Source organism: Iodobacter sp. BJB302 (assembly GCF_002735645.1).
Lineage (GTDB): Bacteria > Pseudomonadota > Gammaproteobacteria > Burkholderiales > Chitinibacteraceae > Iodobacter.
Genome location: NZ_PDZG01000005.1, coordinates 83,761 through 103,869, shown reverse-complemented (window position 1 = coordinate 103,869; position 20,109 = coordinate 83,761). Strand labels below are relative to the sequence as shown.

The 20,109-nt window shown below is 51.1% G+C and carries 21 protein-coding genes; 6 read left to right on the top strand and 15 right to left on the bottom strand.

The genetic code is table 11. The features are described from left to right. Positions 1-288: 288 nt before the first annotated feature. Positions 289-1,275 carry a Gfo/Idh/MocA family protein gene (locus CSQ88_RS03095; RefSeq protein WP_099396635.1) on the top strand — a complete coding sequence of 329 codons (987 nt, stop codon included), beginning with the start codon at positions 289-291 and terminating at the stop codon, positions 1,273-1,275. 199 nt (positions 1,276-1,474) lie between these two features. Further along, the gene (locus CSQ88_RS03090) at positions 1,475-2,608 is read left to right on the top strand and encodes a M14-type cytosolic carboxypeptidase (RefSeq protein WP_099396634.1); all 1,134 of its coding nucleotides are present in this window, start codon (positions 1,475-1,477) and stop codon (positions 2,606-2,608) included. Positions 2,609-2,661: 53 nt separating this feature from the next. Here CSQ88_RS03090 and ltaE read toward each other — a convergent pair whose 3' ends face one another. The 3 genes from ltaE to CSQ88_RS03075 form a co-directional block, all read right to left on the bottom strand. After that, positions 2,662-3,693 carry a low-specificity L-threonine aldolase gene (ltaE, locus tag CSQ88_RS03085; RefSeq protein ID WP_099396633.1) on the bottom strand — a complete coding sequence of 344 codons (1,032 nt, stop codon included), beginning with the start codon at positions 3,691-3,693 and terminating at the stop codon, positions 2,662-2,664. 130 nt (positions 3,694-3,823) lie between these two features. Continuing rightward, on the bottom strand, positions 3,824-4,474 hold the full coding sequence (locus CSQ88_RS03080) for a thiol:disulfide interchange protein DsbA/DsbL (protein ID WP_099396632.1): 651 nt from the start codon (positions 4,472-4,474) through the stop codon (positions 3,824-3,826). A 17-nt stretch (positions 4,475-4,491) separates the two neighbouring features. Continuing rightward, on the bottom strand, positions 4,492-5,157 hold the full coding sequence (locus tag CSQ88_RS03075) for an SPOR domain-containing protein (RefSeq protein WP_099396631.1): 666 nt from the start codon (positions 5,155-5,157) through the stop codon (positions 4,492-4,494). A 515-nt stretch (positions 5,158-5,672) separates the two neighbouring features. On the opposite strand from CSQ88_RS03075, the gene argH reads away from it, so the two are divergent. Both argH and CSQ88_RS03065 read left to right on the top strand, forming a co-directional pair. Further along, positions 5,673-7,061, top strand: a complete 1,389-nt coding sequence (argH, locus tag CSQ88_RS03070) for an argininosuccinate lyase (RefSeq protein ID WP_099396630.1) — start codon at positions 5,673-5,675, stop codon at positions 7,059-7,061. A 218-nt stretch (positions 7,062-7,279) separates the two neighbouring features. Next, positions 7,280-7,732: a GNAT family N-acetyltransferase gene (locus CSQ88_RS03065; RefSeq protein WP_046353721.1), complete on the top strand. Its 453-nt coding sequence runs from the start codon at positions 7,280-7,282 to the stop codon at positions 7,730-7,732. Here the strand turns inward: CSQ88_RS03065 and CSQ88_RS03060 are convergent. Further along, entirely contained in the window at positions 7,729-8,199 is a 471-nt protein-coding gene (locus CSQ88_RS03060) for an HPP family protein (protein ID WP_099396629.1), read from the bottom strand. The two genes, CSQ88_RS03065 and CSQ88_RS03060, sit on opposite strands and share 4 nt — an antisense overlap. A gap of 78 nt (positions 8,200-8,277) precedes the next feature. Next, positions 8,278-8,820, bottom strand: coding sequence for a TetR/AcrR family transcriptional regulator (locus CSQ88_RS03055; RefSeq protein ID WP_099396628.1), 543 nt, complete (start codon positions 8,818-8,820; stop codon positions 8,278-8,280). 333 nt (positions 8,821-9,153) lie between these two features. On the opposite strand from CSQ88_RS03055, the gene CSQ88_RS03050 reads away from it, so the two are divergent. After that, positions 9,154-10,407, top strand: a complete 1,254-nt coding sequence (locus CSQ88_RS03050) for a D-amino acid dehydrogenase (protein WP_099396627.1) — start codon at positions 9,154-9,156, stop codon at positions 10,405-10,407. A 186-nt stretch (positions 10,408-10,593) separates the two neighbouring features. After that, positions 10,594-11,598 carry a porphobilinogen synthase gene (gene hemB, locus CSQ88_RS03045; protein WP_099396626.1) on the top strand — a complete coding sequence of 335 codons (1,005 nt, stop codon included), beginning with the start codon at positions 10,594-10,596 and terminating at the stop codon, positions 11,596-11,598. Positions 11,599-12,031: 433 nt separating this feature from the next. Here hemB and queC read toward each other — a convergent pair whose 3' ends face one another. From queC to tolQ, 10 genes are all read right to left on the bottom strand, one after another. After that, complete coding sequence (queC, locus tag CSQ88_RS03040) at positions 12,032-12,715, bottom strand: 7-cyano-7-deazaguanine synthase QueC (protein WP_099396625.1); 684 nt, start codon at positions 12,713-12,715, stop codon at positions 12,032-12,034. Positions 12,716-12,738: 23 nt separating this feature from the next. Next, a complete protein-coding gene (locus CSQ88_RS03035) occupies positions 12,739-13,140 on the bottom strand; it encodes a hypothetical protein (RefSeq protein WP_099396624.1) in 402 nt (133 codons plus the stop codon). Positions 13,141-13,144: 4 nt separating this feature from the next. Beyond that, positions 13,145-14,452: a chloride channel protein gene (locus tag CSQ88_RS03030; protein WP_099396623.1), complete on the bottom strand. Its 1,308-nt coding sequence runs from the start codon at positions 14,450-14,452 to the stop codon at positions 13,145-13,147. Between the two features lie 11 nt (positions 14,453-14,463). Continuing rightward, positions 14,464-15,108, bottom strand: a complete 645-nt coding sequence (queE, locus tag CSQ88_RS03025) for a 7-carboxy-7-deazaguanine synthase QueE (RefSeq protein WP_099396622.1) — start codon at positions 15,106-15,108, stop codon at positions 14,464-14,466. A gap of 178 nt (positions 15,109-15,286) precedes the next feature. After that, the gene (locus CSQ88_RS03020; RefSeq protein WP_099396621.1) at positions 15,287-16,015 is read right to left on the bottom strand and encodes a YbgF trimerization domain-containing protein; all 729 of its coding nucleotides are present in this window, start codon (positions 16,013-16,015) and stop codon (positions 15,287-15,289) included. A 92-nt stretch (positions 16,016-16,107) separates the two neighbouring features. Beyond that, entirely contained in the window at positions 16,108-16,653 is a 546-nt protein-coding gene (gene pal / locus CSQ88_RS03015; RefSeq protein WP_099396620.1) for a peptidoglycan-associated lipoprotein Pal, read from the bottom strand. Positions 16,654-16,746: 93 nt separating this feature from the next. Beyond that, entirely contained in the window at positions 16,747-18,018 is a 1,272-nt protein-coding gene (gene tolB, locus CSQ88_RS03010) for a Tol-Pal system beta propeller repeat protein TolB (protein WP_099396619.1), read from the bottom strand. Positions 18,019-18,083: 65 nt separating this feature from the next. Then, entirely contained in the window at positions 18,084-18,968 is an 885-nt protein-coding gene (locus CSQ88_RS23565) for an energy transducer TonB (protein WP_099396618.1), read from the bottom strand. A 1-nt stretch (position 18,969) separates the two neighbouring features. Beyond that, positions 18,970-19,377, bottom strand: a complete 408-nt coding sequence (tolR, locus tag CSQ88_RS03000; RefSeq protein ID WP_099396617.1) for a protein TolR — start codon at positions 19,375-19,377, stop codon at positions 18,970-18,972. After that, a complete protein-coding gene (gene tolQ, locus CSQ88_RS02995; RefSeq protein ID WP_099396640.1) occupies positions 19,377-20,042 on the bottom strand; it encodes a protein TolQ in 666 nt (221 codons plus the stop codon). Before tolQ ends, tolR begins: the two co-directional genes overlap by 1 nt. Positions 20,043-20,109 lie beyond the last annotated feature (67 nt).

The window sequence follows — 20,109 nt, the reverse complement described above, 5'->3', positions numbered from 1 at the left end:
GACTCGGAACTGGAGCTGGCAAGATGAAGTGCAATTGAACCCCGACCGGGCTATTGAGCCTAAAACAAGCGAGGAATTACAGGTCGCTTAAATCGTAAAAACATCTCAACTATCTTGACAATTACCGAGCGCAGGGGACTTCGTGTGATTGGTGTTGTGGCTTCGCTTCCTTTCTTGGCCACACAAGAAAGGAAGGTCCAGCGGGACGCCCGCACCAAAATCAGCGTGCCGAAGGCACTAAAAAGATAAGAACTGCGTAACACCTGTTACTAAATACAAAGGCACTCAATGACTATTCGTTTTGGGATTATCGGCACGGGCCATATCGCCAATCGCTTTGCTCAGGGCCTGGCTGTTATTGCCGGCGAGGCCCGGCTTGCTGCTGTGTGGAATCGTAATCAGGCTAAGGCCAGCGCTTTTGCGGAGCAGTATGGCGGGGTGGTGTATCAGAGTGTGGATGATTTGCTCGCCAGCGATATTGATGCGGTGTATATCGCCACGCCCCATACCAGCCATGTTGAGTACAGCATTGCAGCGATGAAAGCGGGCAAGGCGGTACTGTGTGAAAAGCCCGCGGCCACCAGCCTTGCCGAGCTGGAACGCGTGCTGGATGTGGCGACGGAAACCGGCCAGTTGTTTATGGAGGCGATGAAGCCGGGATTTTATCCACTGTATCAGGCGCTGCGTGAGCACTTATCCACAGATCCGATTGGTCAGGTGGCTTTTGTGCGCTGCGGCTTTGCCAACCCTAATGTGGCAGCAGATCATGCCGTGCTTAAGCCCTCTATGGCCGGTGGTGGCCTGCTGGATATCGGCATTTATGGCGCGTTTTTAGCGGTAGATTGGCTGGGTGGCGCGCAAGCAGTGCAGGCCTTGGGGCGGCTGAATGGTGGCGTGGATACTTTTGCCAGCATCAATAGCCAGCACAGCGGCGGCATCAGTCAGCTTTACTGCGGTCTGGATTTAGCAGGATCGGGCGAGGCCATGCTGGCTGGGCCGGATGGCCATGTGGTCTTGGATGAAAAGTGGTGGAACCCGACTGCCGCGACCATTTTTTATAAAGATGGCCGCAAAGTCAGGCTGGAAGCGCCACCTGTGGGCTCGGGCCTGCAATATGAAACCGCCCATTTTTGCCATTTATTGACCACAGGCCAAAGTGAAAGCTCGCTGATGCCTTACGCCCACTCCAGGGCCATGATTGCCATGATGGACGCAGCCAGAGCCGAGCTAGGCCTAGTCTATCCGTTTGAAGTAAGGGCAGTTAATCAATCGTAATAAACCCAAATCTTGAACCACAGATGACACAGAGAACACCGAGTTTCACAGAGAAAACCAATCTATTTCTGTCCAAATGAGGAAGTTGAATAATCGATATTTAAGTTTTCTTTTCTCCGTGGCTCTCTGTGTCCTCCTTAACTTCGTGTTTCAAGATTTGGGTTTTTGGTTTTAGATATTTTCTTTTTAGGATCGCATCATGCTAAAAATCTCCAGCCAGTTTGATTCTGGCGCTATTGAAGTTGTCAGCCTTGCTGATGCCCAAAATATCCATTTAAAGATCCGTAGCGATAACGCTTCGCCATTCAGCCAGTGGTTTCACTTTCGTCTGCTTGGCGCTAAAGACCAGGACTGTGTGATTCATTTTGATAATGCCGCCAGCAGCGCTTATCCCGATGGCTGGCCTGATTACAATGCCGTGGCCAGTTATGACACCGAAAACTGGTTCCGTGTGGCCAGTGATTACGATGGGCAAACGCTGCGTATCCATCACCGCCCGGAGCGCGAATCGGTGTTCTACGCTTATTTTGAGCCTTACTCGTGGGAGCGCCATATGCGCCTGATTGGCGAGGCCGTTGAAGCAAGCCCGCTGTGCGAGTTGGTGCATTTAGGCAGCACGCTGGATGGCCGTGATATGGATTTACTGCGCGTTGGCGTTGAAATGCCTGGCAAGAAAAAAATCTGGATTACCGCGCGTCAGCATCCTGGCGAAACCATGGCCGAATGGTTTGTGGAAGGCCTGCTGGAAACGCTGCTTGATCCGGAAAACGCCGTGGCTCGTGTGCTGCTAGAAAAAGCCGTGTTCTATATCGTGCCGAATATGAATCCGGATGGCAGCGTGCGCGGTAATTTGCGTACCAATGCGGCGGGTGCCAATCTGAACCGCGAATGGGCAACGCCAACGATGGAGCGCAGCCCAGAGGTATTCCTGGTGCGTCAGATAATGCTGGAAACCGGCATCGATGCCTTTCTTGATGTGCATGGCGACGAAGCGATTCCGCATAATTTTGTGGCGGGCTGTGATGACAATGCGTCTTTCTCGGCGCATCAAGCCAGCCTGCAGGAGGCTTTTAAAGCCGCATGGCTGGCAACAAGCCCGGATTTTCAAACTGAATTTGGCTATGAAAAAGGCAAATTTGGCCCTGAAACGCTGACCATTGGTACCAACTGGGTAGGTGATGCCTTTGATTGCCTGGCTTACACCATTGAAATGCCATTTAAAGACACCGCTAAACGCCCATTGCCGGAAGTAGGCTGGAACGGCGAGCGTTCGCGCCAGTTTGGCGCAAGCGTTTTGCTGCCGCTGCTGGCGGTTGTGGATAAGTTAAGGTAATCGTTAAGGTCAGCAAATTAAGGAGTGGCGTGCCCACTCCTTAAGCTAAAGCCTTAAGCCGCAGCCAGTGCCACTTTCATTGCTGCAATGACTTTATCAATCTCTTCTTTGCCGATCTGCCAGTGGCAAACAAAACGCCATTGGCCGTCTTCGGTGCCGTTTGATTTAATGCCGCACTCGTTCAGGCAGGCAAGCAGTCTGGCTTCATCGATTTCTTTGCTGATTTTAAAAAATACCATATTGATTTGCAGCTGGTCGGTGCAAACGTGCACATCAGGCAGGCTGGCCAGTTGCTGGGCTAGGTATTGTGCGTTTTTATGATCGTCGCCCAAGCGCTGGGTCATTTCTGTCAGCGCCAGCATAGCAGGGGCCGCGAGCACACCGGCTTGCCGCCATCCACCGCCCAGAAGCTTGCGCTTTTTACGTGCGGTGGCGATAAAAGCAGTATCACCGGCAAGAATAGAGCCGATTGGGGCTGCCAGGCCTTTGGATAAGCAGCACATCACGCTGTCTGCGTATTGAGTGATCTGTTTTACATCAACCCCTAAGTGAGTGGCGGCGTTAAAGACCCGGGCACCATCAAGGTGAACTTTCAGCCCTGCAGATTTTGCGGTTTCCCATATTTCCTGCATGGCGGCGAGCGGAATAACCCGGCCACTGGAATGGGCGTTTTCCATACAGATTAAGCTTGTGCGCGGCAGGTGGATATCGCCTTCCGGGCGGATACGGCGGCGAACCTGCCCGGCATCCAGTACGCCGTTATGTGTGGGAACAGGGCGCAGATTGACGCCTGCAATCACTGCAGCTCCGCCTACTTCGTGCCAGACAATATGGCTGTCTTCGCCAAGGATCACTTCATCACCCCGTTCGCAGTGGGTGAATAGAGCCAGCTGATTACCAAAAGTGCCGGTGGGCACAAACAGGGCCGCTTCAAAGCCCAGTGTTTCGGCAGCAAAACGTTCAAGCTCATTCACGCTGCTGTCATCCCCATATACATCATCGCCAACGGCTGCATTCATCATGGCTATACGCATGGCAGGTGTAGGCTGGGTAACGGTGTCACTACGCAGATCGATCCATTGCATGTTTAACGCTCCTGTAGGGGGAATGGCACAGTACTTACAATCAGGTTTCTGAGTATGCCTTGTTGTGCCAGGATTCAGGGCGTAAAAAATGCCCCGAATATATCCGGGGCATTTTCTATTGGGGGCTGGCTTATTTCTTTTTAGCCGCTGCAGGTTTGTCTTTGGCCAGAAGCTCATTAATAACCTGGGTGATGGTGCCATCTTCTTTGCCAACCATCGCCGGGCTGGTGACGTATTTGCCATTGATGATAAACATAGGCACGCCATCTACTTGATAATCACGCGTCATTTGCGCCAGTTTATTCATATTGGCACTGCTGCTGAATGAGTTGTACTGGGCTTTGAATTTTTCTGCATCGATGCCTTGTTTTTTGATCCAGTCAAACAACACATCTTCTTTGCGTAATTCAATGCGGTCTTTTTGCACGGCGGTCATAACAGCCAGCTGCTGCTTGCCTTCTAGGCCCATTGCCTGCAAGGCGATAAAGATTTTAGCGTGGCCTTCCATATCACTGCGCCCTGGCCATGCAACGTGCACGCGGCGGAAATTAACATTGGCGGGTAATTTACTTGCCCAGTCTTCTACATAAGGAGCCACGGTAAAGCAGTGTGGGCAGCCGTACCAGAAGAACTCGATTACTTCGCTTTTGCCAGCAACGGCAACCGCTTGTGGCTTTGTCATTTTTTTGTATTCAACGCCTTCACGGATTTCGGCGTGTGCAAGGCTTGCTGCCAGGAGTGTGGTGCCAATCAGTAATCGTTTGAGCCAAGTATTTAACATACGTAAGTCCTACCTTGTTATTTAACAACGGCGCTATCTACGCCATTCGCTTTTAGTTGTGAGCGGGCATTATCCAGCTCATTGCTGGAATTAAACGGGCCAAGCCGAACGCGATGCCAGATTCCTTTACCGGGAATATCACTAGTTTGAATTCTGGCTTCTATGCCAAGTAAGGCGAGTTTGGCTTTAAGATTATCTGCATCTTGTTCATTTTGGAATGAGCCAATTTGTAAATATGCCCCTTTGGGTACTTCTACTTTTACCGGCGGGCTGGCTTCAGGCTTTTTAGGCTCGGCAGGCTTAGCTGCTTCGGCAGGTTTTTTATCTGCAAGTTCCGGCAGCATTTTATAAAAATCAAAGCGCTCGCCATTCTCATTCTTAACTGCGGAGGCGATTGGTGTGGGTGTGACAATAATCACATCATTTTTGCCGCCGGGTGATAAGACTTCCGGTGTTTGTGGCGGCTGGCCAACAGGTGCTGAAGAAATGGCATCAGCAGGAGTGGTGCTTACTTTGCCTGCAAAAGGATTTCCACTGCGGTTTAAAAATACCGCAACAGCAACGGCGACAGCGACACCGCCAAATAAACCAATCAGCAATCCTGTCAGCAGAGATCCTCCGCCACCACTTTTTGAGGAGTTGCTGGTACTGCTGCGAGGTGTTCTTTTCATGTCTCTGGACATTGCATACTCTCTGTGCGCTGCTGTATTCAATAACGATTTAAGTTGGGGCAGGCCAGAAGCATAAAGCAGGTATTGCTTTTATGTCTGACCGCTTCACAATTCTTGCTTCAGAGGATACGTTTCGAAGATGAATATGAAACGATCGATATGCCTGCAATATTGTTTAAATTATCGGGCATTCGTTTTTTATCATAACTAAATGAAACTGATTATGTCTTTTGCATGAATCGGCTTCATTAATATTTCTGCAGCGGATTATACGGGCCTTTGCTCTTTTGGAGCAGGCAACGTTCTTGGTTTTTATAAGGTATTCTGCGTTTTTACAGCGTATTCTTATCGCTGTATAAGCAATAATCTACTTTGCCTGCAGTATAGGTTCTTTTCTTTGTCAGAATAGCAACAGGAAGCTCTTTCAGACAAATTACCGTGGCATATTTATTCAACGGAAATTTTACGTATTGTTGATGCGGGCAGATATAATTTGCCTTAAATCAAGATTCGATCAGGAAAAAAACATGCAAGATCAGAGCAAAAAGATGTGGTCTGGCCGTTTTAACGAGCCGGTTACAGAACTCGTCAAGCGTTATACCGCCTCGGTAGATTTTGATAAACGCATGGCCGAAGTAGATATTCAGGGCTCCCTGGCTCACGCCACCATGTTGAATAAAGTAGGCGTGTTGTCCGTTGAAGACCTGAAATCTATTCAGGGCGGCATGGCCGATATCCTGAACGAAATCCGTGAAGGCACGTTTGAATGGAGCCTCGATTTAGAAGACGTGCATATGAATATCGAGCGTCGCCTGACTCAGATGATAGGCGATGCAGGTAAGCGCCTGCATACCGGCCGCAGCCGTAATGATCAGGTTGCCACCGATATTCGCCTGTATTTGCGCGGCGCAATTGATTTGCTGGTTGGCCTTGTGCACGAGCTGCAGGTTTCCCTGATTGATCTGGCAGAAAAAAACGCCTCTACCGTGATGCCTGGCTTTACCCATTTGCAAGTGGCACAGCCTGTGACCTTTGGCCACCATATGATGGCTTATGTAGAAATGCTGGGCCGCGATGCTGAGCGTTTGATTGATGCACGTAAACGTGTGAATCGCTTGCCGTTGGGCTCGGCAGCGCTGGCCGGTACAACATATCCGATTGACAGAGAATACACCGCAAAATTGCTGGGCTTTGATGAAGTCTGTCAGAACTCGCTCGATGCGGTTTCAGACCGTGATTTTGCAATTGAATTTACGGCCGCCGCAGCGCTGGTGATGACGCATTTGTCGCGCTTATCCGAAGAGCTGATCCTCTGGATGAGCCCGCGTTACGGCTTTATTGATATTGCCGATCGCTTTTGTACCGGCAGCTCCATCATGCCGCAAAAGAAAAACCCGGATGTGCCTGAGCTGGTGCGTGGTAAAACTGGCCGTGTAAATGGCAGCCTGATTTCCCTGCTCACTTTAATGAAAGGCCAGCCTCTGGCTTACAATAAAGACAATCAGGAAGATAAAGAGCCGCTGTTTGATACGGTAGACACACTTACAGATACCCTGCGTATTTACGCCGATATGATGCGCGGTATTACTGTAAAGCCTGATGCCATGGTGCGTGCGGTAAAACAGGGCTTTTCTACTGCAACCGATCTGGCTGATTATCTGGTGAAGCGTGGCATTCCGTTCCGCGATGCACATGAGGCGGTTGCTTTAGCTGTGCGCTATGCCGAGCAAAAGCATAAAGACCTGGGCGATTTGCAACTGGTTGAATTGCAAAGTTTCTCTCCGCTGATTGAAGACGATATTTTTGAAGTGCTGACGCTGGAAGGCTCTTTGAATGCCCGTAACCATGTGGGTGGCACTGCGCCGTTCCAGGTGCTGGTGCAAATTGCCAAATGGCGTGAAAAGCTGGGCTGCTAAAAATAAAGTCATTTCCAAATAAAACAGGTGTGCGAACAAAACCCAAATCTTGAACCACAGAGAGCACAGAGTAACACGGAGAAAACCAAGATAAATAATCGTTTTTTTCTGCTTTGTGTGTTGTTCACGGATCGCCGTTTTGTTTTTAGTACTCCTGTGTCGTTACGCCACTTCATCAAAAAGGCTGCTTTGGCAGCCTTTTTCTTAGGATACAGATTATGGAATTGCAATGGCGTTGGTTTGCTTTGGCGGATTTTGATGCGCTGACTTTGTATGCCCATTTAAAATTACGTCAGGACGTTTTTATTATTGAGCAAAATTGTGTTTATCCAGATATGGATCAATACGATGCGGTTTCTCAGCATTTATTAGGCTTTGATCAAAATGGCCAGGTGCTTGCCAGCCTGCGTCTGGTCCCGCCCGGTCTTAAATATGCAGAGCCCTCGATTGGGCGGGTGATTACTCATCCTGATGCACGCCGTGGTGGAACCGGATCAAAGTTGGTGGCAGAAGGTTTGCGCTATTCAAGCCAGCTTTATCCGGGCCAGGGGCATCGTATTGGAGCGCAATCCCATTTGCAGGGTTTTTACGGCAATTTTGGCTTTGTGCCGGTGGGGCAGGAATATTTAGAAGACAATATTCCGCATATCGATATGGTGATTGCAGCTTAACGCTTTACCGGATAGCTGAACTTACCTGTGGCACGGTGGTAGAGGGTGGCAAGCAGCACCAGCAAAATAGCCCCGCTTGCCACAGGGGTGAGCAAAAACCAGGCCCCCAGCGGCTTGGCAGCCAGAAAAAACAGCAGCGGATTTGCACCGGCTGGTGGATGAGTTGTTTTAGTCAGCACCATCAGGCTGATGGTAAGCCCCACCGCCAGTGCGGCAAACAGCGCTGTATTCGGGGCCAGTGAATAAAACGCCAGCCCCACACTGGCGGTAAGCAAATGCCCGCCGATTACATTACGGGGCTGTGATAATGCTGCTTCGGGTAGTGCAAACAGCAAAACACAGCTTGCACCAAATGGCGCCATGATCAGCGCTGTTGTTCCAAATTCGCTGACGCCTGCCAGCAGTAAAATCGCAATAAACCCGCCGGTTCCAGCAAGTAAGGCATGCTTTAAAGTGTGAGTATCCATGAATTTCCCCTTTGTTTTATACTGAACGGTTGGTATGTTTTTGTATAAAAAAATGATCAGTCTGTGTTGGGTGAATCTTTAATCGCAGAGTCGGAGTAATGCTTGCTGCTGGCGCTGTAAGGGCTCGATATTGCCATTAATCCGGTACATCAGAATGCAGCCCTGGACGATGGCGAGGGCGTCAATACTGAGTATTTTGGCTTTTTCGGCAGGATGAGCGCCAATAAATGCCTGATAGTAGCAGCCTTGCCATTTATTAAAAAATTGTGAAATAGCCTGTTGGAATGGCCCGCTTGCTGCGCTTGTTTCTAGGCTTAAGCTGGCCAGCAGGCAGCCATCGGGGTGCTGCCAGAAAAATTCTTCTATCGCCAGATTAAACGCTGCCAGGCCAGCAGCAGGCTGAGAAGCGCGTATTTGAGAGAAAATATGCTCGTCAAAATAGGCTTCCAATTGCTCCAGTGCAGCCAGCCCCAGCGCTTCTTTGCTGGCAAAGTGATGATAAAGGCTGCCCTTGGTAATGCCGCAAGCCTGCACTATTTCCCCGATGCTGGTCGCCGCATAGCCTTTCATTCTGAATGAGGCCGTGGCTTGATCGATAAGTTGTTGTTTAGTAATTGGCATTGCAGCACTCTGGCATAAGAACAAACCAATCGTACGGTATGTTTTTATGCGGATCAAGTGTTTTGCAGTGAAGGCCTGGGGGCTGTCTTTATTATGAAATGCACAGCCTTCATTCTATTGGCCGTGATAATAAAACTTATGCCATGCATTTAATGCACTGAACAATTTTATTGCTCATATAGCAAAAAGTTGGGTTGATCATTCCTTTATTTATTTGATTAAGGAATAAATACCCAAATATACTTATGCAAGGGGAATCACCTATCGCTGAACCTATTCCCCGGCGATATGCTGCAAACAGTACACACCCGAATGGGTTAAGGATTAAATAATATGCAAGTGATTGTAATCGGAGCTGGCGTTGTCGGCGTAGCAACTGCGCACTACCTGCGCGCAGCGGGATGCGAAGTCACCGTACTGGAACAACTGGACGGGCCTGCAACCGAAACGAGCTTTGCCAATGCGGGCCAGGTATCGCCTGGCTATGCAGCACCATGGGCCGCGCCTGGCATTCCGTGGAAAGCGGTTAAATGGCTGACTCAGCCTCATTCCCCACTCAAAATTCGCCCTGATGGCAGCTTGTTTCAGCTGTCATGGATGGCAAGAATGCTGGCTAATTGCACCACGGCTGCTTATGAGCGTAATAAAGGCCGTATGGTGCCGCTGGCCGAATACAGCCGTGACTGCCTGCGTGATTTGCGCGAAGAGCTGGATCTGCAGTATGAGCAACGCAGCTTAGGCACCTTGCAGGTATTTCGTACCGCCAAGCAGTTAGAAGCTGCTCAGCGCGACTCGGATATCTTAAGCGCCATAGGCGTGCCTAATCATTTACTGGATGCACAGGGCCTGGTCGATGCAGAGCCTGCCTTAGCGCGTGTGCCGGGTAAATTGGTTGGCGCTTTGCAATTGCCGAACGATGAAACGGGCGATTGCAAAATGTTTACCGATAAGCTGGCAGCGCGTTGTGAAGCTGCAGGTGTGGTGTTCCGCTATGGCGTTACCGTTGAGCGCCTGATTGCTGCAAATCAGCAAATCCGCCAGGTACAGCTCAAAGGCGGTGAAGTTTTGAATGCCGATCATGTGGTGCTGGCCGCTGGCTGCACATCGCGCGCTCTGGCTGCCCCCCTGGGGCTGGATTTACCGGTTTATCCGGTGAAGGGCTATTCGCTGACCATTCCTTTGAAAAATGCGGATGCGGCACCTCGTTCTACCGTACTGGATGAGAGCTATAAAATTGCGCTGACCCGCTTTGATTCACGCCTGCGTGTGGGCGGCATGGCTGAAGTTGCGGGTTACGATAAGCATCTGGATATGGGCCGTGTGGCAACCCTGGCCATGGTGACCAATGATCTCTTCCCGGATGCAGGCGATACCAGCCAGGGTACACCCTGGACTGGCTTGCGCCCGATGACGCCGGATGGCACACCGCTGGTGGGAGGCACGTCTTATCCAAATCTGTGGCTCAATACCGGCCACGGCACACTGGGCTGGACTATGGCGTGTGGCTCTGGCCGTGTGCTGGCTGATTTGATCACTAAGAAGAAACCAGAAATCGAAAGCAGTGGCCTGGCTTTAGCCCGCTATTGAGTTGCAGGGCGGGTTAGCCAATGTTTTATCTTGGTGTAACCCGCCATAACTAATGGCACGGTCGTACATATGGGGTGGGTACCAAAGTGTGCTCACCCTAAATTTTTTCAAGTTTTGTCAGCATTGCTCAATCATCCCTGCCCAATCTTCGTTAAAATAAGCGCACTCATCTACTGGTAGCGCCTTATGCATAGCAATCGCTCGTTTCCTACTACTCGTTTACGCCGTATGCGCCACGATGATTTCTCGCGCAGGATGATGCGTGAAAATCATTTAACTGCGGATAATCTGATTTTGCCGGTGTTTGTTTTAGATGGCGAAAACCGTACACAGGCGATTGCTTCTATGCCCGGGGTAAATCGCCAGAGCTTAGATCAGCTGTTTTATACCGCCGAGCAGGCCGTTAAGCTGGGCGTACCTGCCTTAGCCATTTTCCCTGTGATTGAGCAGGATTTAAAAACGCTGGATGCGGCTGAAGCCTGGAACCCGAATGGCCTGGTGCCACGCGTAGTGCGTGAGTTAAAAGCACGCTTCCCGGAGCTGGGCCTGATTACCGATGGCGCACTTGATCCTTACACCATCCATGGCCAGGACGGCATTATTGATGACCATGGCTATGTGCTTAACGAAGAAACCGTTGCCGCACTGGTTAAGCAAGCGCTTTGCCATGCTGAAGCGGGCGTCGATATTATTGCGCCTTCAGACATGATGGATGGCCGCATTGGCGCGATTCGCAAGGCTTTGGATGCGGATGATTTTATCAACACCCGCATCATGGCTTACTCGGCAAAATATGCATCGGCATTTTACGGCCCCTTCCGCGATGCCGTTGGCTCAGCAGCTAATTTGGGTAAGGCCGACAAAAAGACTTACCAAATGGACCCAGCTAATCTGAACGAAGCCTTGCACGAAGTAGCGCTCGATCTGGCAGAAGGCGCTGATATGGTGATGGTGAAGCCGGGCATGCCTTACCTGGATGTAGTGCGCCGCGTGAAAGATGAATTTGCCGCACCGACCTTTGTTTATCAAGTCTCCGGTGAATACGCCATGCTCAAAGCCGCCGCGCAAAACGGCTGGCTGAATGAAGAAGCGGTGGTGCTGGAAAGTTTAATGGGCTTTAAACGCGCCGGTGCAGATGGGATTCTGACTTATTTTGCACTGGATGCAGCGCGGTGGCTGGCGGGGAAGTGATGTGTTGTTGTAAGGGGTGAAGCAGATCAAAAACAATGCTTTTTTAGTGCCTTCGGCACATCCGTTTAGGTGCGGGAATCCCCCGCGAGGGACTTACTTTCTTGCTTCGCCAAGAAAGTAAGCAAAGAAGGCGACCCCAAACAGCACGAAGGCCCCTCACTGCGGACAGTGGCGTTGTGTCAACTCGCTTCGCTCAAACACGAATTGACGACTACCCCACCCCGCTTGTTCCTCGCTTCGGCGTGCTTCAGGGGGGACTTAAGCCCCATGCAGTGAGCGTGGTTAATACATTTTCTCGTTGTTAGTTGATACAAAAGGAAATCGGCTCCGTGCAAACACGTAAGCCGATTTTTTTACATCTAATTACTGGCGTACTGCGCTAACGCCGATCAACACAAATCGTCGCTCAGCGAAGCTTTGATTACGCCTTATATTATTTTTGATACCGGGTTGGATCAGCCAACCCCGCATGGGCAAAGCCAGCACTACGCAGGCGGCAGGCTTCGCATTCGCCGCAGGCGCGGCCTTCGTCATCGGCTTTGTAGCAGGTCACGGTGAGTGCGTAATCCACGCCCAGCTCGGTGCCTTTTTGGGCGATTTCTGCTTTGGTGAGTTTCAGCAGCGGGGTGTGGATGGTGAGGTTCGAGCCTTCCACGCCCACCTTGGTGGCCAGCCTTGCCATCGCTTGGAATGACGCAATGTATTCCGGGCGGCAATCCGGGTAGCCCGAGTAATCCACAGCGTTTACGCCAATAAAAATATCATCGGCTTTCAGTACTTCAGACCATGCCAGCGCGTAAGAGAGCAGCACGGTGTTGCGTGCGGGCACGTAGGTCACTGGGATTTCGCCGGGTTTGCCGCCATCGACTGGTACCTCAATACTGCTGTCGGTGAGCGCAGAGCCACCAAAGCCAGCTAAATCAATTTTCAGAATGCGGTGTTCAACAGCGCCCAGCGCTTCTGCCACTCGGGCGGCAGCTTTCAGCTCGGCGTTGTGCTTCTGGCCGTAATCAAAAGACAGGCAATAGGGCGCGAAGCCTTCGGCTTTGGCAATGGCAAGGCAGGTGGCAGAATCGAGGCCACCGGAAAGTAAGATCACTGCAGGTTTTTTGGTCATGATATTTTCAATTTAAATAATGTTTATGGATTGATGGCGATAATTTTGGTGGTTTGCTCTGTGCATTCTTTATTCAGGCAAATACCAGAAAACCAGATTTCACCATTGCCTATCATCGCGCCATTGCTATTGCGAAACAGCGTTTCAGCTGTTTGCGCGAGCACGGCCGCTTTTACTTTGGGTGTGATTACTTTTGAGTACTGAGCAATAAACTGCGGTGCCTTCAGTGTTCTTTTCTTCGGCAGATTTACCTTCAGGGGAAAGCGGGTCAGCCCGGCCACGCTGGCGGCATCGTCTTTGGCGACGGCCGTTTGCAGTGATTTTAAAAACTCAGCCAGCTGAGCGTTGGTCATGCCGTCCGGGCCTGTGGATTCAGCCTGAGCAAAGGTGGCCATCAAGGCAAATACAGCTAAAAAATAGCGCATAGGATCACTTTAAAAGTTGGGGCGAAGCCAGGCGTTGCAGGGCTTTTTCCGCCAGATCATGATAAAGATTGGTGCCAAAAAGGCGTGCTACGGTGGATGAAATCATCGCAGCGGCCAGAATTGAAATCACCATCGTGTGGCCATCTGTCATTTCAATCAAAATAATAGCCGAGGTCAGCGGTGCCCGCGTCACTGCGGCCAGCATTGCCGCCATCCCAATGGCAATCAGTTTGATATGAATGCTGCTGTCAAACCATGGCAAAAACCAGCTGCTGACGCCTGCGCCCATAGAGAGCGACGGGGCAAAAATGCCGCCGGGCAAGCCGGTTAAAAAGGTAGCCAGCAGCCCTAAAAACTTCACCGGCAAGAAGTACCAGGCCATGGTGCCATGGCCTGTAACCACTTCGCTGGTGATTTCTGCGCCGCTGCCAAAAATAGGAGCGGCCAGCCCCATGCAGGCAATTAAAAAGCCACATGCGGCGATGAATAAATAGGGCTGGGCTGCGCGCCACATTTTTACTTTAGCGGGCAACCAGCGATCCTGATGCACGCAAAGCCAAGAGAAAAAGCCACCAACTAAGCCCGCGGTCACCGCCACAATAAACATCGGCCACAAAATGCTGTAGTTAAAACCGGGCACGTGAATCCGGCCAAAATAGGTGTAATCACCCTGAATCGCCAAAGAAACCACACCGGCTAAAATCACCGCGCCTAATAGCTTGCCTGAGGTTTTTTCTTCTACCGAGCGCGCCAGTTCTTCAAATGCAAACACAATCCCAGCCAGTGGCGTATTAAATGCGGCGGCAATCCCCGCTGCCCCGCCAGCCAGAATCAGCTGGCGGCGAAATACGGCATCGGATAATGGAATAAAACGCCTGCAGGCATACATTAAGCTTGCGCCAATTTGTACTGTTGGCCCTTCACGCCCCAGCACAAAGCCACATCCCAGCCCCGCAACCACGCCGATAAACTTGGCGCAGGCGATACGTAAACTAAGCAGTTGCCGGATGATGGCGGGCTGATCGGTTACTTGCAGCGCGGCCATGGCTTGAGGAATACCGCTGCCTTCCGAGCCCTTACCCATTTTTTGCATCAGCCAGCGTATCGCCATGCCACCGCAGGGCAGGGCAAAAAAAGGCCACCATGCCCAGCGTATACTCATACTTTGGAAAATCGCCAGTGCACCGTCCGCAGCCTTGGCCAGAACAACGGCAACAAGGCCCACCATCGCGGCACCAAACCAGAGAGCCAGTGTGGCGCGGCTGCGTTCTGGTAAGTGTTTAATGCGTATCAGCCAACGTTTCCAATACATGAGCTTGCCTGTTAAACGCCGGGACGTTCACCCCAGAGGATTTTGTGTAATTGCACTTGCATACGCACTGGTAAATGATCTTCCAGTACCCAGGCGGCGAGGTTTGCGGGAGGAAGTGTCTCCCAGACGGGCGACATCAGCACGGGGGCCAGCGTTTCCAAACGACGCTCGCGGATTAAATCGCGTGCCCATTCGTAATCGCTGCGATCGCATATTACAAACTTGATTTCGTCTGCTTTATTCACGTAATCAAGGTTTTCCCAGTGCATCTTGGATAACTCACCTGAGCCTGGCGTTTTGATATCCAGAATGCGAGAAACACGCGGATCGACATCAGCAATCGATAAGGCTCCGCTGGTTTCTAAGCTGAGTGAATAGCCGGCGTCGCAAAGTAAGCGCATCAGTTCGTGCACGCCTTTTTGCGCCAGCGGCTCGCCGCCGGTGACGCAAATATGATGGGTGTTGAACGAGGCGATTTTATCGAGGATGGTTTGAAAAGATTGCGTCTCTCCACCGGTAAAAGCATAGGCGCTGTCGCAATAGCCACAGCGCAGCGGACAGCCGGTGAGACGGACAAAGACCGTGGGCAGGCCCATACGGGTGGTTTCGCCCTGTAACGAGCAGAAAATCTCGGTAATGCGTAATGCGTCTTTCAAGAGTAGCTCCTAAGCCAGCGGCAATTGCTGCATGGCAAACCGGAAAACAGTCCGGTGGAAATAAAAACGGCGCCAACCTGATCGGTGACGCCGGGTAAAAATGTGGGCGTTGCAATGTTTCAGCTAAGCTGAACAATTTTACGCAGTTTTAGTGTTTTTAGAGTTGTTTTAATTACACTTAATCGGTTGCAAGTAATGCTTTCTTGGCTGCAGCGGCTTTTTCTGCCTGTGGATACTTTTCAATCAGCTGTAAAAGGTATTTGCGCGATGATTTTTTATCGCCCAGTGAGTTGGCCACAATCGCTAGGCCAAACAGTGCATCTGGGGCGCGGGTTTCATCATTGCTGGCCAGTACCTGCTGATAAGAGGCTTGTGCGCCCTTATAGCTTTTAAGCGCAGTCTGGCTTACGCCCATCCAGTAGTAAGCGGCAGGAAGCTGGGCACTGCCGCTGTTTTCGTTAATAAATTTTTGCAGGCCGACAACGGCTTCTTTGTGTTTGCCTGAGCGGGTGAGCTGCACCATATCGTCTAATTGCTGCTGTTCTGATACTACGGCAGCCGCTTTGCTTTCTACTTTGGCCATTTCCATTGCACGCATCCGGGCATCCAGATCGGTATAGAGATCTTTCTGGCGTTTGGCGGCTTCGTCCAAATTAAATTGCAGCACTTCATTTTGCCCGCGCAGGGTGGCGATTTCCTGGCGCAGTTTTTCCAGCTGACCGACTAATTCGATAGAGCGGCTATTGCCTGCCTCTAATTGCATCAGGCGATCATCGGTCTTTTTTTGTGCCTGAGTTTGAGCATTTCGCAGATCATTTAATTGCTGGCGCGCTTCATTGTCATCAAAAAGACCAGCGTGAGCCTGCACAGAAAATGCGAGCAAGAGCAGAGTAGCAATTCGTTTCATAGATTGATCTGATTTGAAGTTGAAAACGCGCGGACGAGCTATCGCTCGTCCGTGGCAAAGACTAGGTCTTTTTTTAGTCTGCGGCAAGCTGATTACTGCGCAGATTCACCATTGTAAACAATTTCGGCACGACGATTACGTTCGCGTACTGCATCGCTGTCACCAGCTTCAAGCGGGCGCTCTTCACCAAAGCTTACTGTTTCGATCTGGCTGTCCGGTACGCCAAGCACATTCATCATTTTACGCACTGAATCGGCACGTTTCTGGCCCAGCGCTAAGTTGTACTCAGCTGTGCCGCGCTCATCAGTGTGGCCTTGCAGGATAATTTTTGCGTCTTTATGTGTGTTGAGGTATTTGGCATGAGCCTGAACCAGTTCGTGGAAATCCGGGCGAACAATAAAGGAATCAAAATCAAAATAGACACGGCGGTTAGACAGAATGCTGTTTGGATTTGTCAGCTCGGTAAAGGATTTTGCTGTGCCTTGAGTCAGGTCAACGGTAGCTGGGGTCGTGCTTGGCTGAGTGGTACTGGTATTTGTTGAGCCAGAATTATCAGCAGGTGTTGTTGTTGGTACTGGGGTGCTCGCGCAAGCGGCAAGCAAGGCAGTCATGATTAAACTAAGCGCTACTTTTTTCATTGTGTTTCTTCCTTAGTCACATCTTAAAGAGATAAAGCTAAGCGTTCGGGCTGTATGACATTCAGCTTAGCAAAGGTTCCGCAAATGGTATCTTTACCGAAGTACAGGGCCCCATGCGGGTTGTCTTACGTCTCCTGCTTGCGCTCTCAGGCGCTGTTTTACTCTTCCATCACTTGAAACCGCCGCAAGAACGCCACGGCCGCCTGCTTTGGTTTCGTACAGAATCATTTGCCCGTTTGGCGAAAAGCTGGGCGAATCGTCAGATCCGGAGTCGGTGAGGGTAAGTACCTGACGGCTGCTTAAATCCATAATTGCCGCACGGTAGCCGCCATCACGGGTAATGAAGGTCATATTTTTGCCATCTGGGCTAAGCTTGGCTGAGCTATTGTAGCCCCCCTGAAACGTTACCCGCTCTGTGTTACTGCCATTGCTGTTCATGCGGTAAATTTGCGGGCTGCCGCCACGATCCGAGGTGAAATAAATAAAGCGTCCATCGGGTGAAAACGCAGGCTCGGTATTGATTTCGCCACCCCGGCTCAGCTGCCGTAAATCACTGCCATCGGTATTGACGAGGTAAATTTGCGAGCTGCCACTTTGGGTCAGTACCACCGCCAGCTCACGGCCATTGGGCGACCATGCGGGGGCGTAATTGCTGCCCTTAAATCCGGCGGCTTTCCAGCGGCGCCCTGAAGCCAGCTCGTGCACATAGACCACGGGTTTTTGATCTTCAAAAGAAACATAGGCTAATTTGCCACCGTCTGGCGACCATTTTGGCGACATCACTGGTTGCTTGGAAACCAGAATAGCCTGCGAGCCAAAGCCGTCAGCGTCGGACACTTGTAATTCAAAGCGTGCGCCTTGTTTGAGCACATAGGCAATCCGTGAATTAAACGCGCCAGGCTGGCCAGTAATCTGCTGGTAAATTAAATCGGCAATTTGATGCGCTACCCGGCGCATCTGGCCTGCTGTGGCTTTGCGCTCCCAGGTGATTAAGGGCTTTTTGCTGGCCAGATCAATCAGCCAGAATTGCACATTAAAGCCGCCTGCATCGGGCGTTACCCGGCCAATTGCCATGGTCTGTGCGCCTTTAGCCAAGGCTGTTGTGTAATTTACCTGCTCGGGAGCAAAGGGCACGGGTGACAGATCACCCGCTCCGATTACTTTAAATAAGCCGCTGCGCGTTAAATCATCACTAATAACCGGCGTGAGTGCTTGTTTTTGCTGGTTTTCATTCTGAAATGGTGCGATTGCGATAGGGTATTGCGATGCACCTACACCAACCACATCAATGGTCATATCAGCATGAGCCACATTGCTCAGAAGCAAGCCTGCGGCCAGTAGCTTAAAAAATTTACGCCAAAGCATTATTGGAGTTCTCCATGAATGGCTATTCCATTCGGTTAATAGCTAACTTCGCCAAAGGCGGCGGCCTAATCATTCAAACGGAACAATATTTTAATATTGCGCATATCACCACTAAATGCCTGCCCATCAGGCAGGGGCGGCATGCGTTGCAAGGCCAGAATGGCACGCTTAGCGGCCTCGTCGTACATTGTTTCGCCGCTGGATTTCAAGAGCGTTACTTCTTGAATCTCACCATTTGGCAGCACATTAATTCTGAACTCTGCCGATGGATTGCCCTTAGGATTTGGGTAGACCAGTTTAGAGCGGATCAGTTGCGAAACCCTGCTGCGATAGTCGTTTAGCCCCTTATTGGCCATTGCGCTATTACCGCTGCCCGAGCCTGGGCCCGTGTTGGTGGTGGCATTGGGGTTATTGCCTTTGCCGCCGGCTTTTGCTCCGGGTTTATTGGGCTCTAAGGAGCTGCCTTCAGAGAGTGCCGCATCAAATGCCGATACTTTGGGCTTAGGCGGGGCCTTGGGGGCGGCTGTTGGCTTGGCTACAGGAGCCGCAGTCGGTTTGTGTGGTGCAGGTGGAGCAGTAGGCACGGCGGTTGGTACCGGCGTCGCTTTAGGCTTGGGCGTCGGTGTTGGCGTGGGAACAGGGGTCGGCCGTTGGGTCGGCGCTGGCTTTACTTTGGCCGTGGCAATATCGGCTGGCTTTTCGGGTAAAGGTTCAGGCTTGGCTTCGATTTTTGCTTGTTTTTTAGGAGGTGTAACCGGCTCTGGATCGGGCGCTTGCTGCGAGCTGGCAGGCGGTGGCCCGCCCCATAATTCTACGACTACGGGTTCTTGTTTCTTTGTTTGCCAGTTCATCGACAGCAATAAGCCCGCCACCAGTAATAAATGGACGGCAGCGGCCAGTGCAAAGGCCAGAGTGGGGCGTTCATTACGGTTAAGAGTTAGGCTGCTCATATCACTTCGGCTGAACGAGCAGGCCAACCCGGGCAATATTGGCCTGTTTTAAAGCATCCATCGCATTCATCACCTGCTCGTAGCGTATGGATTTATCTGCGGCAATCACTACAGGGCGATTGGGCGTGATGGTTTGTTTGGCCTGCACACTGGCAACCAGCGCTTTCAGGTCGGCCAGATCGCTGGTCTCTTCCTTATCGTGCAGCTTAATCGCACCAGCAGCGTCAATTTCAACGCGTAGCGGGGCCACGTTGACTTCCTGATCGGATTTACCCACCGTGGGCAGATTCACCACGCCCTGCTGCATCATCGGTGTGGCTACCATAAAAATCACCAGCAAAACCAGCATCACGTCGATATATGGAACGACATTGATTTCGTTTTTAATCCTGCGTGCGCGGCGGGCCATTATTTCACCTGACGTTGCAAGATATTGGAAAACTCTTCGATAAAGGTATCAAAGCGGTTGGCTAGTTTATCGACTTCGTTAGCAAAGCGGTTATATGCAACCACAGCCGGGATGGCCGCAAACAGGCCAATGGCGGTGGCAACCAGCGCTTCTGCAATGCCGGGAGCAACAGTGGCCAAGGTGGCCTGGCCCACATTTGCGAGGCCGGTAAAGGCATTCATAATGCCCCAGACGGTACCAAATAAGCCGATATAAGGGCTGATCGAGCCTACTGTGGCCAGAAACGCGGTATGTGAATCCAGCTCATCCAGCTCACGCTGGCAAGCGGCGCGCATGGCACGGCGGCTGCCTTCCATCACATCGGATAATTCCATATTGCCGCGCTCGCCAGCACGCTGGCGCAATTTTAAAAACTCCCCAAAACCCGCCTGAAATATTTTTTCCATGCCCAGTGTCTGGCCACGGCGTACCTGATCATAAAGGGCCGCCAGATCTGCGCCATTCCAGAAGCGGTTTTCAAAGTCTTCTGTTTGTTTTCTGGCGTGAGAAATGGCGAAGTGTTTGCTGAAGATATACCACCAGGACATAAACGACATCACCAGTAAAAGTCCCATAACGGCTTGTACAACGGGGCTGGCGTGCAGGACTAAAGTGAGAATAGACAAATCTTGGTTTGCAGCAGCAACATCCACTTTGGGTAATCCTTTATTCGCGTGTTAATGGTAGGGCGGC

Coding starts and splice junctions, on each gene's coding strand:
- CSQ88_RS03095 (WP_099396635.1), top strand. CDS start 289: ATGACTATTCGTTTTGGGATTATCGGCACGGGCCATATCGCCAATCGC.
- CSQ88_RS03090 (WP_099396634.1), top strand. CDS start 1,475: ATGCTAAAAATCTCCAGCCAGTTTGATTCTGGCGCTATTGAAGTTGTC.
- ltaE (WP_099396633.1), bottom strand. CDS start 3,693: ATGCAATGGATCGATCTGCGTAGTGACACCGTTACCCAGCCTACACCT.
- CSQ88_RS03080 (WP_099396632.1), bottom strand. CDS start 4,474: ATGTTAAATACTTGGCTCAAACGATTACTGATTGGCACCACACTCCTG.
- CSQ88_RS03075 (WP_099396631.1), bottom strand. CDS start 5,157: ATGTCCAGAGACATGAAAAGAACACCTCGCAGCAGTACCAGCAACTCC.
- argH (WP_099396630.1), top strand. CDS start 5,673: ATGCAAGATCAGAGCAAAAAGATGTGGTCTGGCCGTTTTAACGAGCCG.
- CSQ88_RS03065 (WP_046353721.1), top strand. CDS start 7,280: ATGGAATTGCAATGGCGTTGGTTTGCTTTGGCGGATTTTGATGCGCTG.
- CSQ88_RS03060 (WP_099396629.1), bottom strand. CDS start 8,199: ATGGATACTCACACTTTAAAGCATGCCTTACTTGCTGGAACCGGCGGG.
- CSQ88_RS03055 (WP_099396628.1), bottom strand. CDS start 8,820: ATGCCAATTACTAAACAACAACTTATCGATCAAGCCACGGCCTCATTC.
- CSQ88_RS03050 (WP_099396627.1), top strand. CDS start 9,154: ATGCAAGTGATTGTAATCGGAGCTGGCGTTGTCGGCGTAGCAACTGCG.
- hemB (WP_099396626.1), top strand. CDS start 10,594: ATGCATAGCAATCGCTCGTTTCCTACTACTCGTTTACGCCGTATGCGC.
- queC (WP_099396625.1), bottom strand. CDS start 12,715: ATGACCAAAAAACCTGCAGTGATCTTACTTTCCGGTGGCCTCGATTCT.
- CSQ88_RS03035 (WP_099396624.1), bottom strand. CDS start 13,140: ATGCGCTATTTTTTAGCTGTATTTGCCTTGATGGCCACCTTTGCTCAG.
- CSQ88_RS03030 (WP_099396623.1), bottom strand. CDS start 14,452: ATGTATTGGAAACGTTGGCTGATACGCATTAAACACTTACCAGAACGC.
- CSQ88_RS03020 (WP_099396621.1), bottom strand. CDS start 16,015: ATGAAACGAATTGCTACTCTGCTCTTGCTCGCATTTTCTGTGCAGGCT.
- pal (WP_099396620.1), bottom strand. CDS start 16,653: ATGAAAAAAGTAGCGCTTAGTTTAATCATGACTGCCTTGCTTGCCGCT.
- tolB (WP_099396619.1), bottom strand. CDS start 18,018: ATGCTTTGGCGTAAATTTTTTAAGCTACTGGCCGCAGGCTTGCTTCTG.
- CSQ88_RS23565 (WP_099396618.1), bottom strand. CDS start 18,968: ATGAGCAGCCTAACTCTTAACCGTAATGAACGCCCCACTCTGGCCTTT.
- tolR (WP_099396617.1), bottom strand. CDS start 19,377: ATGGCCCGCCGCGCACGCAGGATTAAAAACGAAATCAATGTCGTTCCA.